Source organism: Streptomyces sp. NPDC055254, assembly GCF_053606025.1.
The window spans coordinates 70,625-83,391 of the sequence record NZ_JBSGQV010000021.1 but is presented as its reverse complement, the minus strand read 5'-3'; the positions used below and the strand labels follow the sequence as shown (position 1 = coordinate 83,391).

The window sequence follows — 12,767 nt, the reverse complement described above, 5'->3', positions numbered from 1 at the left end:
GCACGGATGAGGGCCGCCCGGCGGTGGCGGGGTTCGGTGTGCCGGGCGGCCCTGGTCTGTGGGGGGGGCGGTTCAGCTGCGCCAGGTGTCGGACAGCGCGACCTTGCCGCTCGCGGGGACGGTGGCGGTGCGGTTGGCGCCGCTCTCCCAAGTGACGTTCCCGGCGGCGTCCTTGCGGACGTACTTGTACGCGAAGGACGTGCCGGCGGGGAGGGTGACGTCGAGCTTCCAGACCGGGTAGGACGCCGGGTCGAGCTTGGGGGCGGCCGCCGTGTTCCAGCCGCCGAGCTCGGCCCGGTCCCCGACGACGTGGATGTTCTGGCCCGGCACGGTGGTGGCGTTCACGGCGAAGGACGCGCCGGGGGTGGCCGCGGGCGGCGGGGTCGTCCCGCCGGAGCAGGTACGGGCGTTCACGTGCAGGGCGACGGCGGTCCCGGCGGCGACCGTGGCGGTGAACCGGCCACCGGAGTCGACGCCGACCGTGCGACCGCTCTGCACGTCGCAGTAGTCGCCGGCCGGGAGGGAGGTCTGGAAGGTGCGGGTCAGGGCCGAGCCCTCGTGGTTGATCGCCACGTACGCCTTCGAGCCGCGCCCGAAGGCTATCCGGTCGCCGCCGTTGTCCCACCAGTCGGTGACGCCCTGCCCGCGGGCCGCGTTGCGCAGGCCCACCATGGAGGCGACCTCCCGCCAGGCGTGCTGGCACTTCCAGCCGTCGGCGTAGCAGGCGTTCACCGTGCCGCCGGCCGGCGGGCCGGCGTCCTTGTCGGCCCACTCGTAGCCGGAGTGCACGTCCGGGGAGCCGTACGGCCAGGCCAGCATGAAGACGTTGGCGAGGGTGTAGGCGGAACCGTCCTTGTAGCTGAGGGTGTCCCCCACGCGCTCGGTGTCGTGGTTGTCGACGAAGACGCCGGACTTGCCGCTCGCCATGTGGCCCCAGGCCTCGCCGAAGTTCTTCAGATGGGAGAGGTTCTCGTTCTGGAAGACCCTCTTGAGGTCGCGGGCGTACCGGAACTCCTGCACGTCGCCGGTGCCCAGGTACTCGCTCGGTGAGACGGCCTCGCCCGCGCCGAAGATGGCCTCCTGCTTCCAGTAGGCGGAGGGGTTCGTCAGCCGGGACTTGATGTTGGCCAGGTCGGTGGCGGGCATGTGCTTGGCGGCGTCGATCCGGAAGCCGTCGACGCCGAGCGAGAGCAGGTCGTTGAGGTACGCGGCGATGCGGCCCCGCACGTACTCCTCGCCGGTGTCCAGGTCGGCGAGTTGGACGAGCTCGCAGTTCTGGACGTTGCCGCGGTCCTGGTAGTTCGAGATCGTCGCCCGGCAGTCGTCCAGGTCGGAGCCGGAGAAGATCCCCGGGTAGGTGTACTTCGTGTACGAACTCCCGCCCGTGCCCGTGCCGTCGCCGGCCGCCATGTGGTTGATGACGGAGTCGGCGACGACCTTGACGCCCGCCGCGTGACAGGTGTCGATCATCGACTTGAACGCCGTACGGTCGCCCAGCCGGCCGGCGATCTTGTAGCTGACGGGCTGGTAGGAGGTCCACCACTGCGGGCCCTGGATGTGCTCCTGCGGGGGCGAGACCTGCACATAGCCGTATCCGGCGGGCCCGAGGCTGTTGGTGCACGCCTTGGCCACGGAGTCGAACCGCCACTCGAAGAGCACGGCGGTGACGTCCCGCTCCCCGGGCGGCGCGGCGGCTGCCGGCGCGGCCTGCGGGGCCTGCGCGGCGAACGCGGCGACGGCGAGCAGCCCGGCGGCGGCGGAGCGGGCGGCGGCGGAGCGGGCGGCGGCGGAGCGGGCGGCGGCGGAGCGGGCTGATCGTGCGGGTCTGGCGGCTCTGACAGACATGCGGGGGCCTCCTGGCGGAAGAGGTGGGGATTGTTGGCGACCGTAGAGGGGTGGCCGGTTCTGTTGCAAGAGCTTGCGCAAGAGATTGCAGATTTGTTTCCCGCGGGGTCGGCAGCGGGGCGGCGCGGCGGGGCCTCTGCTGTGCGGGGCATCCGGCGCCGGGACGGGGCCTTCACCCCTCGACCACCCCACCCACCCGGGGCTGCCCACCCGCCGGGGCCCGGGACGCAGCACCACGCCCCGGCGAGCCCGGACCTGGCGCGGGTCACTCCCACCCACCGGGACCGACAGGAGGAGCAGAACTCCAGCTGTCCGAACACGAGTTGACCGGCAGGAAGAGAGCGGAGCGTCCTTGAGGGGCCGGGCCGAACCGCCCGGCCGGTCCGGCCGCCGTGTCGAGGATGGTCAACCCGTCATCGCGGGTGGCGGGACCGGCCTCCTGTGGGGGCTTCCCGACAGTCTTCGCATGTCCGGGGCGGGGCGGTCGGTCAAGGGTCGAGCGCAGCGACATCGCGAAGCGACGCGAACGCGGTGAGCGCCCTTTCGGCCGCCGGATCGGACGGGGGAGCCCGGGGGCGAAGGCGCCGCCCCACCATGGGAGGCCGCCACCGCTCAGCGCCGCGGGCGTCACGGGTCCCCCGCCCCCACCCCTACGGCGCCTGGGCCGTCGAGCCCCTCACCACCAGTTCCGGCTGGAAGACGTACTCCGTGCGCTGGACCGGCGTGCCGCCCACCGCCTCCAGCAGGGCGCCGACCGCGGCCGTCGCCATGGCCCGTACCGGCTGGCGCACCGTCGTCAACGGCGGGTCCGTGAACGCGATCAGCGGCGAGTCGTCGAAGCCGACCACCGAGACGTCCTCCGGGACCCGCAGCCCCCGTTCCCGCGCCGCGCGGATGACGCCCAGCGCCATCGGATCGCTCCCGCAGACGATGCCCGTGCAGCCGCGGTCCAGCAGGGCGATGCCCGCCGCGTGGCCGCCCTCCACCGTGAACAGCGTGCGCTGGATGAGCCCTTCGGACTCGGCCGCGGGCACCGCGGCGACGAAGCCCTGCTCCTTGCGCGCCGACGGCACGTACCGCGTCGGACCGATCGCCAGCCCGATCCTGCGGTGCCCGAGGTCCTCCAGGTGCCGTACGGCCATCTCCGCCGCCGCCCGGTCGTCCGGGGACACGAAGGGCGCGCTGATCCGCTCGTTGAAGCCGTTGATCAGTACGAACGGCACCCCGCGCGCCGCCAGTCGCTGGTAGCGCGCGGGGTCGGCGGCCGAGTCCGCGTGCAGGCCCGACAGAAACACGATCCCGGTGACCCCCCGCTCTTCGAGCTGCTCCACCAGCTCGTCCTCGGTGGCCCCGCCCGGCGTCTGCGTGCACAGCACGGGGGTGTACCCGTGCCCGGCCAGCGCCTGCTCTATGACCTGCGCGAACGCCGGGAAGATCGGGTTGGTGAGCTCCGGGATCAGCAGCCCGACCAGCCCGTTGCTGCGCCGCTTGAGCCGTACGGGCCGCTCGTAGCCCAGCAGGTCGAGGGCGGCCAGCACCTTGTGCCGGGTGCCGGCCGCCACCCCCGACTTGCCGTTGAGCACGCGACTGACGGTCGCCTCGCTGACCTGGGCCTGCGCGGCGATGTCCGTCAGCCGCAGCGGGGAAGTCACCCCTGCCACCACACCGCGCTGTCGGCGGGCAGGACCTCCGGGTCCGGGACCTCGGTGCTGGACAGCAGGATCCGTCCCGGGGCGGGCAGCCGTACGGGCGCGTCCGTCGTGTTGACCGTGCAGACGAAGTCGCCGCGGCGGAAGGCCAGCACCCCGGCCGGAGCGGGCAGCCACTGGACCGCGTCGCCCGCGCCCAGCGCCGCGTGCTCGCGCCGGATGCGCAGGGCCGCGCGGTACAGCTCCAGCGTGGACGCCGGGTCACCGCTCTGTGCCTCCACCGTCAGCGCGGCCCAGTCCGCCGGCTGCGGGAGCCAGCTGCCGCCCGCGCCGAACCCGTACGGGGCCTCGGAGCCGGACCACGGCAGCGGGACGCGGCAGCCGTCGCGCAGTCCGTCCTGACCGTTCTCCTTGAAGAAGGAGGGGTCCTGACGCACCTCGTCGGGCAGGTCGAGGACCTCGGGCAGGCCCAGCTCCTCGCCCTGGTAGACGTACGCCGACCCGGGCAGCGCCAGCATCAGCAGCGCCGCGGCCCGCGCACGGGCCAGGCCCTGGGCTCCGCCCCCGTACCGCGTCACGTGCCGCACCACGTCGTGGTTGGACAGCACCCACGTCGTCGGCGCACCGACCGGGCGCATCGCGTCGAGCGAGTCGTCGATGGCGCCGCGCAGGGCCTCGGCGTCCCAGCCGGTGCCCAGGTAGTGGAAGTTGAAGGCCTGGTGCAGCTCGTCGGGGCGCAGGTAGAGCGCGGTGCGGTCGGCGCTCGGGGTCCAGGCCTCGGCGACGCCGATGCGGTCGCCGGCGTACTCGTCGAGGACGCGGCGCCAGGAGCGGTAGATCTCGTGGACCCCGTCCTGGTCGAAGAAGGGGAGCACCTGGTTGCCGAGGAGCTTGAGCTGCTCGTCGCGGCCGAGGTCGGGCAGGCCGGGGGCCTTGACCAGGCCGTGGGCGACGTCGATGCGGAAGCCGTCGGCGCCGAGGTCGAGCCAGAACCGCAGGATGGAGCGGAACTCGTCCTGGACGGCGGGGTGCTCCCAGTTGAAGTCGGGCTGCTCGGGGGCGAAGAGGTGCAGGTACCACTCGCCGTCCGCGACGCGGGTCCAGGCCGGGCCGCCGAAGATCGACTCCCAGTCGTTCGGCGGCTCGGCGCCGTCCGCGCCCCGCCCCGGGCGGAAGTGGAACCGCTCGCGCAGCGGGGTGCCCGGGCCTTCGCGCAGTGCCTGCTTGAACCATTCGTGCTGGTCGGAGCAGTGGTTGGGGACGAGGTCCACGATGATGCGCAGGTCCAGGGCGTGGGCCTCGCGGATCACGGCGTCGGCGTCGTGCAGGGTGCCGAACATGGGGTCGATGGCCCGGTAGTCGGCGACGTCGTAGCCGGCGTCGGCCTGCGGGGAGGCGTAGAAGGGGCTGAGCCAGACGGCGTCGACGCCCAGCTCCTTGAGGTAGGGCAGTCGGCTGCGGACGCCTTCGAGGTCCCCCATGCCGTCCCCGTTGGAGTCGGCGAAGCTGCGCGGATAGACCTGGTAGATCACCGCTTCTCTCCACCAGCCGGGCTGGGTGCCGGTGGAGGTGGGAAGTGCGTCGGCGAGGTGCTGGGTCATGGTGTCCTTGGAGAGATCGGGCCGGGGGTGGGAGGGGGCAGGCAGGGTGGTCAGCCCTTGGTGGCGCCTGCCGTCATCCCGGCGACGAGGTGACGCTGGGCGAAGACGAAGAAGATCGCTGCGGGGATGGCGATGAGGACCGAGGCGGCGCTCATCGCACCCCAGTTGGAGGTGTACTGCGTGACGAAGGTCTGCAGGCCGCCGGCCAGGGTGAGGTTCTCCTCGCCGACCATGAAGGCGGAGGCGTAGGCGACCTCGCCCCAGGCGGTGATGAAGGCGTAGAAGCCGGTGACGGCGAGGCCGGGCTTGGCGAGCGGCAGGATGAGCCGCCAGAACGTGCCGAAGGGGTTGAGTCCGTCGACGCGGCCGGATTCGTCGATCTCCACCGGGATGGTGTCGAAGAAGCCCTTCATCATCCAGGCGCAGAACGGCACGGCGATGGTGAGGTACGTGATGATCAGGCCGACCGGCTGGTTGAGCAGGCCGAGGTCGCCCATCAGGTTGTAGAGCGGGACGATGAGGATCGCCATCGGGAACATCTGCGTGATGAGCAGGGTCCACATCAGGGGCTTCATGCCGGGGAACTTGAACCGGCTGACCGCGTACCCGGTCGTGGCGGCGATGAACACGCCGAGGACGGTGGTGACGCCGGCGACCAGGACCGAGTTCGCGAACCAGCTGAGGAAGTGGCTCGACTCCAGCAGGTACGCGTAGTTGCCGAGGGACGGGTCCTTGACGAAGTCGGTGCTGATCGCGTGCTCGGCCGGCTTGAGCGAGGTCAGCAGGATCCACAGCACCGGGAAGACGGCGATGACGGAGGCCGCGATCAGGGTGGCGTGCAGGCCGACGGAGGCGAGCGGGGCGCGGCGGCCCCGGATGCGGGTGGTCATGGTCACCACACCTCTCCCTGCTTGCGCAGCGAGCGCCGGTAGACCAGCGCGAAGATCATGAGCAGGGCGAGGATCAGTACGCCCCACGTGGCGGAGCCGGCGAAGTCGCGCGGACTCGCCACGAACGCCTCGCGGAAGGCCTGGGTCACCAGGATCTCCGTGGAGTCGCCCGGTCCGCCCCGGGTGAGCAGGAAGATCACCGGGAACATGTTGAAGGTCCAGATGGTGGAGAGCAGGATCACGGTCATGCTGACCGCGCGCAGCCCCGGCAGGGTGATGTGCCGGAAGCGCTGCCAGGCGCTCGCGCCGTCCATCTCGGCGGCTTCGTAGAGCTCGCCGGGGATCGACTGCAGTCCGCCGAGCAGGGCGACCATCATGAAGGGGACGCCGAGCCAGACGTTGACGGCGACGACGGAGAACTTGGCCCAGGTGGGGTCGTCGAGCCACGGGACGGCGGCGATGCCCCCGCCGTCCAGGATCTTGTTGAGGATGCCGTTGTCGCGGTTGAAGAGGAACCGCCAGGCGAAGACGGAGACGAAGCCGGGAACGGCCCAGGGCAGGATGAGCGCCATCCGGTAGGCGGCGCGGCCCTTGAAGTCCCGGTTGAGCATGTTGGCCAGGATGAGGCCGAGCGCGAAGGTGACGGACACGCACGCGACGGTCCACACCACCGTCCACACCAGCCGCTGCAGGAACACCGGGTCGCTGAGCACGGCCGCGTAGTTGTCGAGCCCGACGAACTCGTACGTGGCCTCGATGTGGCGCGCGCCGATGGTGCGGGAGACGTTGCGTTCGTTGGCGTCGGTCAGCGACAGGTAGACGCCGCGCACGAGCGGCCAGCCGATGATCACGCCGAGCACGAGCACCACCGGGGCGATCATGGTCCAGGCGTACCAGTGCGTGGCGAGCGCGCGCCGCAGTCCGCCGTTCCCGCCCCGGGTCCCGTTGTTCCCGTTGTCAGTCATGCGGCTCCGGCCGCGGGCGGTGTCGTCGGTCTCGACATCGCCCGCGGCCTTCGCCACCGACTGGCTGGTGTGAGCAGCCATGGTTTCGTTACTTCCAGCCCTTGAGGATCTTGCGGAACTCGACGCCGGCCGCCTTGGCCGCGTCCTCCGGGCTCGACGCCCCGGTGATCGCCTTGGTGTATTCGACCTTCAGCGGCTCGAAGAGGGAGCCGTTCTCCGGGATCCAGGCGCGCTCGACGGCCTTGTCGACGGCCGGCTTGAAGAACTGCACCATCTCGCTGCCCTTGACGTCGGGCTGCTCGTAGGCGGCGGTACGGGTCGGGAGCAGGCTGAGCTCCTTCGCCGACTGCACCTGGACGTCCTGGGAGGTCATGTACTCCACGAAGGCGTGCGCGGCGTCGCGGTTCTTGGAGCCGGCGTAGACGCCGAGGTCGTGACCGCCCTGGGGGGCGCCCGCCTTGGCCGAGCCGGCCGGGACCGCGGCGACGCCGAGGTTGGCCTTGTCCTTGAACTGGTCGCCGGCGTAGGTGTCGGCGACGGCCCACGGACCGTTGATCATCATGGCGGCCTCGCCGGACTTGAAGGCCGTCTGCATGTTGGTCCAGCCGTCGGTGGCGTTGGTGATCGCCGCGCCGGAGGTGACCAGCTCGCGAGCGGTCTTGAAGGCCTTGACGCCCGCCGCGTTGTCCACGGTGACCGTCTTGTTCTTCGCGTCGACCAGGTCGCCGCCCTCACCGTAGATGAGGGGGAGGAACCAGTAGGAGTCGTCGCCGCGCAGGTAGAGGCCGGCCTTGCCGGTCTTGGCCTTGATGGCGGCGGCGGCCGTCTTCAGCTCCTCCAGCGTGGTGGGGGGCTGGACGCCGGCGTCGGCGAGCATCTTCTTGTTGTAGAAGAGGCCGAGGGTGTCGATGACCTGCGGAACCGCATAGGTCTTGCCCTCGTACTTGCCGCTGGCCGCGGCCTGCGGGAGGAACTCGGCGTCGACCTTCTTGGCGGTCTCGGCCGGGACCTCGTCGAGGTAGCCCAGCGACGCGAAGTCGGCGACCCAGCCGACGTCGGCGCGGATCACGTCGGGCGCGTCCGAGCCGCTGCTGAAGGCGTTCTTGACCTTGTTCTGCGCGTCGCCGTACGGGACGTTGACGTACTTGACGGTGACCTTCGGGTGCTTCGCGGTGAACGCCTCGGCGATCTTCTGGAAGCTGGCCTTCTCGGCGTCGTTCGAGGTGTCCCACCACGTCACCGTGCCGGAAAGCTCGCCGCCGGCCTTGGTCTCGCCGTCGTCCTTGGTGTCACCGCCGCAAGCCGTCGCCGCGAGCGCCAGGGCCGCGACCAGCGCGGTGGCCGCTATGCCACGCCGCATATGAACTCCTTCGATGATCCCGGCCGCGTCCTCGCGGTCCCGAGTTGCCAGGAACGTAACAAGCCTGCAAGGAGTCCGAAAGAGCTTGCGGCAAATTTCTGCAAGACCAGCTGATCGTTACATCCGTGTGTCCGGACGGTTGCCGCAGCTTGCTGTTAGTTCGAGTCACCTTCGACTGTCCGGGCCCGCAACCAGGGGGTGTGTGTGCGCGTTGACCCCGATATGACCCATGAGCTGACCGCCTCCCGGCTTGCAAGCGCTTCCAGCAACGCCACCGCGAGCGGAGCCTGGTGGCGCGATGCCGTCATCTACCAGGTCTACGTACGGTCCTTCGCGGACAGCGACGGGGACGGCGTCGGGGACCTGCGCGGGGTCTGCGACCGGCTGCCGCACCTGGCCCGGCTCGGTGTCGACGCCGTGTGGCTCACCCCCTTCTACGTGTCCCCCCAGGCGGACGGCGGCTACGACGTCGCCGACTACCGGGCCGTCGATCCGCTCTTCGGCGACCTCGCCGACGCCGACGATCTCGTCCGGGCGGCGCACGGGCTGGGGCTCAAGGTCATCGTGGACGTGGTGCCGAACCACACCTCCGAGCAGCACCCGTGGTTCCGCGCCGCCCTCGCCGGGGACCCTGCGGCCCGCGCGCGCTACTACTTCCGCCCGGGGCGCGGCCCGCGGGGCGCCGAGCCGCCGAACGACTGGGAGTCGATCTTCGGCGGCCCGGCCTGGACCCGCGTCGCGGACGGCGAGTGGTACCTGCACCTCTTCGCCCCCGAGCAGCCCGATCTGGACTGGGAGCATCCCGAGGTCGCCGCCGAGTTCGCGTCGGTGCTGCGGTTCTGGCTGGACCTGGGCGTCGACGGATTCCGCGTCGACGTCGCCCACGGGATGGTCAAGGCCCCCGGCCTGCCGGACATCGGGCGCGGCGCGCAGGCCACCTTGATCGGCACCGAGCCGCTCCCCTTCTTCGACCAGGACGGGGTGCACGAGATCCACCGTTCCTGGCGCCGGCTCCTCGACTCCTACGACGGCCCGCGCATCGGTGTCGCCGAGGCCTGGGCCCCCACCTCCGAGCGGCTGGCCCTGTACGTGCGGCCCGACGAGCTGCACCAGGCCTTCAACTTCCGCTTCCTGAACTGCCCGTGGGACACGGCCGCGATGCGCTCGGTGATCGACGAGTCCCTGGCCGCCACCGCCTCGGTCGGTGCGCCGACGACGTGGGTGCTGTCCAACCACGACGTGGTGCGGCACGTGACGCGGTACGGGGGCGGAGCCCAGGGCCTGGCCCGTGCGCGGGCCGCGGCGCTGCTGATGCTGGCGCTGCCCGGGTCGGCGTACGTCTACCAGGGCGAGGAGCTGGGCCTGCCCGAGGTCCTCGACCTGCCCGACGAGGTGCGCCGAGACCCGGCGTTCCGACGGCCGGCCCCCGGCCCGGTCCGGGGGGCGGTCCCGCGCCCCGGGTCGGTCCCGCGCCCGGGCGCGGGGGCGCCGGGGCAGGACGGTGCGGGGCACGCGGCCGACGCCGGGCGGGACGCCGGCGGGCCGGTGGCCGGCGGAGCGGAGGCCGACGGGCAGGAGGGGCTGCGGGACGGGTGCCGGGTGCCGATCCCCTGGTCCGGCACGGAGCCGCCGTACGGGTTCGGGCCGGCCGGCACCTGGCTCCCGCAGCCCGCCGGCTGGGGCGGCCTCAGCGTCGCCGCCCAGACCGGCGACCCGCACTCGACGCTGGAGCTCTACCGGGCCGCACTGGAGCTGCGCCGCGCCCTGCCTGGCCTGGGCGCGCCGGAGGCCGGCCGGTCGCTGCCGCGCGAGGAGGGGGCGGCGGACGCGTGGGAGGCCCTGGCGGTCACAGCCGTCGGCGGCGGCGACGCCACCGGCGCGATGCGCTGGCTGCCCGCCCCCGACGGGGTCCTCCTCTTCACCCGGCCCGGCTTCGCCTGCACCCTCAACGGCCGCCCGGTGCCCGTCGAACTTCCCGCGCCCGGACGTCCCGTACTCTCCAGCGCCCCGGTGGAGACGGACGGCCGCACCGTGCTGCTCCCTGCGGATTCCTGCACGTGGTGGGCAATCTGAACGTGCGACCGGTACAGTCCAATCCCGTGACCGCACGGCTAGCCGACATCGCAGCCCAGGCGGGGGTCAGCGAAGCCACAGTCAGCCGCGTGCTCAACGGCAAGCCCGGTGTGGCCGCGGGCACCCGTGAGTCCGTGCTGGCCGCGCTCGACGTGCTCGGCTACGAGCGGCCCGTGCGGCTGCGCCAGCGCAGCGCCGGCCTCGTCGGCCTCATAACCCCCGAGCTGGACAACCCCATCTTCCCGGCGCTCGCCCAGGTCATCGGCCAGGCGCTGACCCGGCAGGGGTACACGCCGGTGCTGGCCACGCAGACCCCGGGCGGGTCCACCGAGGACGAGCTCACCGAGATGCTCGTCGACCGGGGCGTCTCCGGCATCATCTTCGTCTCCGGTCTGCACGCCGACACCACCGCCGACATGGGCCGCTACGACCAACTGCGCGGACAGGGCGTCCCGTACGTCCTCATCAACGGCTTCTCCGACAAGGTGCAGGCCCCCTTCGTCTCCCCCGACGACCGGGCCGCGATGCAGCTCGCCGTCACGCACCTCGCCGCGCTCGGCCACACCCGGATCGGCCTCGCGGTCGGCCCGAAGCGGTTCGTACCGGTGCTGCGCAAGATCGAGGGGTTCCGGCTCGGGATGAAGGAGCGGCTCGGGCTCGACGACGCCGAGATCGAGGAGCTCGTCCAGCACTCCCTGTACTCGCTGGAGGGCGGCCAGGCCGCGGCCGCGGCGCTGATCTCGCGCGGCTGCACGGCCGTCGTCTGCGCCAGCGACATGATGGCGCTCGGCGCGATCCGGGCCGCCCGGCAGCAGGGGCTGCGGGTACCGCAGGACGTGTCGGTCGTCGGCTTCGACGACTCGCCCCTCATAGCGTTCACGGATCCGCCGCTGACCACCATCCGGCAGCCCGTGCAGGCCATGGGGCAGGCGGCCGTACGGACGCTGCTGGAGGAGATCGGCGGTACGCCGGCTCCGCACAGCGAGTTCGTCTTCCTGCCCGAGCTGGTGGTGCGCGGCTCCACGGCATCCGGTCCCGGACAGCGCCGCCGTTCCTGAGCGGTACCACCCCCGACTCCCGGGGGTTCTCCCCTCCTCCGCAGGACCTACCGGCTGCGCCGAAGACCGTCCCAGGGGATGATCGGAGGCGAGTACGCATCTGGCAGACTCTCTCCCCATGGGTGAAGCGAGCGTGAAGACACTGGAAACCCGGACGGACGTCTCGTCACCCACCGTGACCGAGAGCGAGGCCCGCCCGGGGCGTCCGCGCACCCTGGTGAGGCGCCTGCGCGCGCCGCGCCGACCGCGCATCTGGTTCGAGATCGTCCTCATCGCGGTCAGCTACTGGACCTACTCGCTCATCCGCAACGCGGTGCCCGAGCAGAAGGCGGCCGCCCTCGCGAACGCCGACTGGATCTGGAACGTCGAGCGGACCCTGGGCATCGCCGTGGAGCAGTCGGTCAACCACGCCGTCAATTCGGTGACCTGGCTGATCGTGGGCATGAACTACTACTACGCCACGCTCCACTTCGTGGTGACCATCGGCGTCCTGGTGTGGATCTACCGTTTCCATCCCGGCCGCTACGCGGCCACCCGGACCGTCCTGTTCGCCACCACGGGCGTGGCACTGGTCGGCTACTACCTCTACCCGCTCGCGCCGCCCCGGCTGATGAACGGCCAGGACTTCATCGACACCGTGCTGGTCCACCACACCTGGGGCTCCATGGCCTCCGGGAACCTCAAGCACATGTCGAACCAGTACGCGGCGATGCCCTCGATGCACATAGGGTGGTCGCTCTGGTGCGGGCTGACGATCTTCGCGGTCGCCTCCGCCCCCTGGGCCCGGATCCTGGGCCTGCTCTACCCGACGCTGACCCTCGTCGTCATCGTGGCCACGGCCAACCACTTCTGGCTCGACGCGGTCGGCGGCCTGCTCTGCCTGGCCTTCGGTTACTCCGTGTCGCGCAGCTGGTACGGGTCCCTGCCGCACCGGCTGCCGCGCCACCCCGAGCACACGGGCCCGCACCCGGCGGCCGCGCTGCTGAACCGCTTCCGCCGCGCCTGATTCGGGCCCCGGAACCCTCTTCCTTCCTTTCCTTTCTTCGTCGCTCTGCCGCGTTCTGCCGCGTCTCGGACCGCGTACGTCCGCGTCTCGGACCGCCGCGTCGCGGTGGGTGATCCGCCCGCCGGACCTGGTCAGCCCGACGGGCGGTGGCCAGGACGGCGGGCGTCGTAGGGGGCGATGGGCCGGTCCGGGCCGAGCGCGAGGACCGCCCCCGCCTCCCGCAGGTCCCGGCAGGTCCTGGCAGTGCCAGGCGCGGCCGGCCGCGTCGCCGATGGCGTGGGTCGCGGTGCGCACGCCGGCCGCGTCCAGGACCCGTACCG

At 71.8% G+C, this 12,767-nt stretch carries 9 protein-coding genes; 3 read left to right on the top strand and 6 right to left on the bottom strand.

The genetic code is table 11. The features are described 5' to 3' along the window. Window positions 1–72: 72 nt before the first annotated feature. The 6 genes from ACWFQ8_RS20770 to ACWFQ8_RS20745 all read right to left on the bottom strand — a co-directional run bounded on the left by ACWFQ8_RS20770 (window position 73) and on the right by ACWFQ8_RS20745 (window position 8,310). Window positions 73–1,845: a carbohydrate-binding module family 20 domain-containing protein gene (locus tag ACWFQ8_RS20770; protein ID WP_453787725.1), complete on the bottom strand. Its 1,773-nt coding sequence runs from the start codon at window positions 1,843–1,845 to the stop codon at window positions 73–75. Window positions 1,846–2,495: 650 nt separating this feature from the next. Further along, complete coding sequence (locus ACWFQ8_RS20765; RefSeq protein WP_453787724.1) at window positions 2,496–3,506, bottom strand: LacI family DNA-binding transcriptional regulator; 1,011 nt, start codon at window positions 3,504–3,506, stop codon at window positions 2,496–2,498. Further along, the gene (locus ACWFQ8_RS20760) at window positions 3,494–5,095 is read right to left on the bottom strand and encodes a glycoside hydrolase family 13 protein (RefSeq protein WP_453787723.1); all 1,602 of its coding nucleotides are present in this window, start codon (window positions 5,093–5,095) and stop codon (window positions 3,494–3,496) included. Before ACWFQ8_RS20760 ends, ACWFQ8_RS20765 begins: the two co-directional genes overlap by 13 nt. A gap of 50 nt (window positions 5,096–5,145) precedes the next feature. Next, complete coding sequence (locus ACWFQ8_RS20755; RefSeq protein WP_453787722.1) at window positions 5,146–5,985, bottom strand: sugar ABC transporter permease; 840 nt, start codon at window positions 5,983–5,985, stop codon at window positions 5,146–5,148. 2 nt (window positions 5,986–5,987) lie between these two features. After that, window positions 5,988–7,031, bottom strand: a complete 1,044-nt coding sequence (locus ACWFQ8_RS20750) for a carbohydrate ABC transporter permease (RefSeq protein WP_453787721.1) — start codon at window positions 7,029–7,031, stop codon at window positions 5,988–5,990. A 7-nt stretch (window positions 7,032–7,038) separates the two neighbouring features. Further along, window positions 7,039–8,310: an extracellular solute-binding protein gene (locus tag ACWFQ8_RS20745; RefSeq protein WP_453787720.1), complete on the bottom strand. Its 1,272-nt coding sequence runs from the start codon at window positions 8,308–8,310 to the stop codon at window positions 7,039–7,041. Window positions 8,311–8,532: 222 nt separating this feature from the next. On the opposite strand from ACWFQ8_RS20745, the gene ACWFQ8_RS20740 reads away from it, so the two are divergent. The 3 genes from ACWFQ8_RS20740 (at window position 8,533) to ACWFQ8_RS20730 (ending at window position 12,447) form a co-directional block, all read left to right on the top strand. Continuing rightward, the gene (locus tag ACWFQ8_RS20740) at window positions 8,533–10,383 is read left to right on the top strand and encodes a glycoside hydrolase family 13 protein (protein ID WP_453787719.1); all 1,851 of its coding nucleotides are present in this window, start codon (window positions 8,533–8,535) and stop codon (window positions 10,381–10,383) included. A gap of 26 nt (window positions 10,384–10,409) precedes the next feature. Then, window positions 10,410–11,441 (top strand): LacI family DNA-binding transcriptional regulator, encoded by a 1,032-nt coding sequence (locus ACWFQ8_RS20735; protein ID WP_453787718.1) that lies wholly within the window; start codon window positions 10,410–10,412, stop codon window positions 11,439–11,441. Window positions 11,442–11,559: 118 nt separating this feature from the next. Beyond that, the gene (locus tag ACWFQ8_RS20730) at window positions 11,560–12,447 is read left to right on the top strand and encodes a phosphatase PAP2 family protein (RefSeq protein ID WP_453787717.1); all 888 of its coding nucleotides are present in this window, start codon (window positions 11,560–11,562) and stop codon (window positions 12,445–12,447) included. Window positions 12,448–12,767: the final 320 nt, after the last annotated feature.

Bases quoted from the DNA above. Each gene is read 5' to 3' on its own strand.
- ACWFQ8_RS20745 (WP_453787720.1), bottom strand. From the start codon at position 8,310: ATGCGGCGTGGCATAGCGGCCACCGCGCTGGTCGCGGCCCTGGCGCTC.
- ACWFQ8_RS20730 (WP_453787717.1), top strand. From the start codon at position 11,560: ATGGGTGAAGCGAGCGTGAAGACACTGGAAACCCGGACGGACGTCTCG.
- ACWFQ8_RS20740 (WP_453787719.1), top strand. From the start codon at position 8,533: ATGACCCATGAGCTGACCGCCTCCCGGCTTGCAAGCGCTTCCAGCAAC.
- ACWFQ8_RS20760 (WP_453787723.1), bottom strand. From the start codon at position 5,095: ATGACCCAGCACCTCGCCGACGCACTTCCCACCTCCACCGGCACCCAG.
- ACWFQ8_RS20755 (WP_453787722.1), bottom strand. From the start codon at position 5,985: ATGACCACCCGCATCCGGGGCCGCCGCGCCCCGCTCGCCTCCGTCGGC.
- ACWFQ8_RS20770 (WP_453787725.1), bottom strand. From the start codon at position 1,845: ATGTCTGTCAGAGCCGCCAGACCCGCACGATCAGCCCGCTCCGCCGCC.
- ACWFQ8_RS20750 (WP_453787721.1), bottom strand. From the start codon at position 7,031: ATGGCTGCTCACACCAGCCAGTCGGTGGCGAAGGCCGCGGGCGATGTC.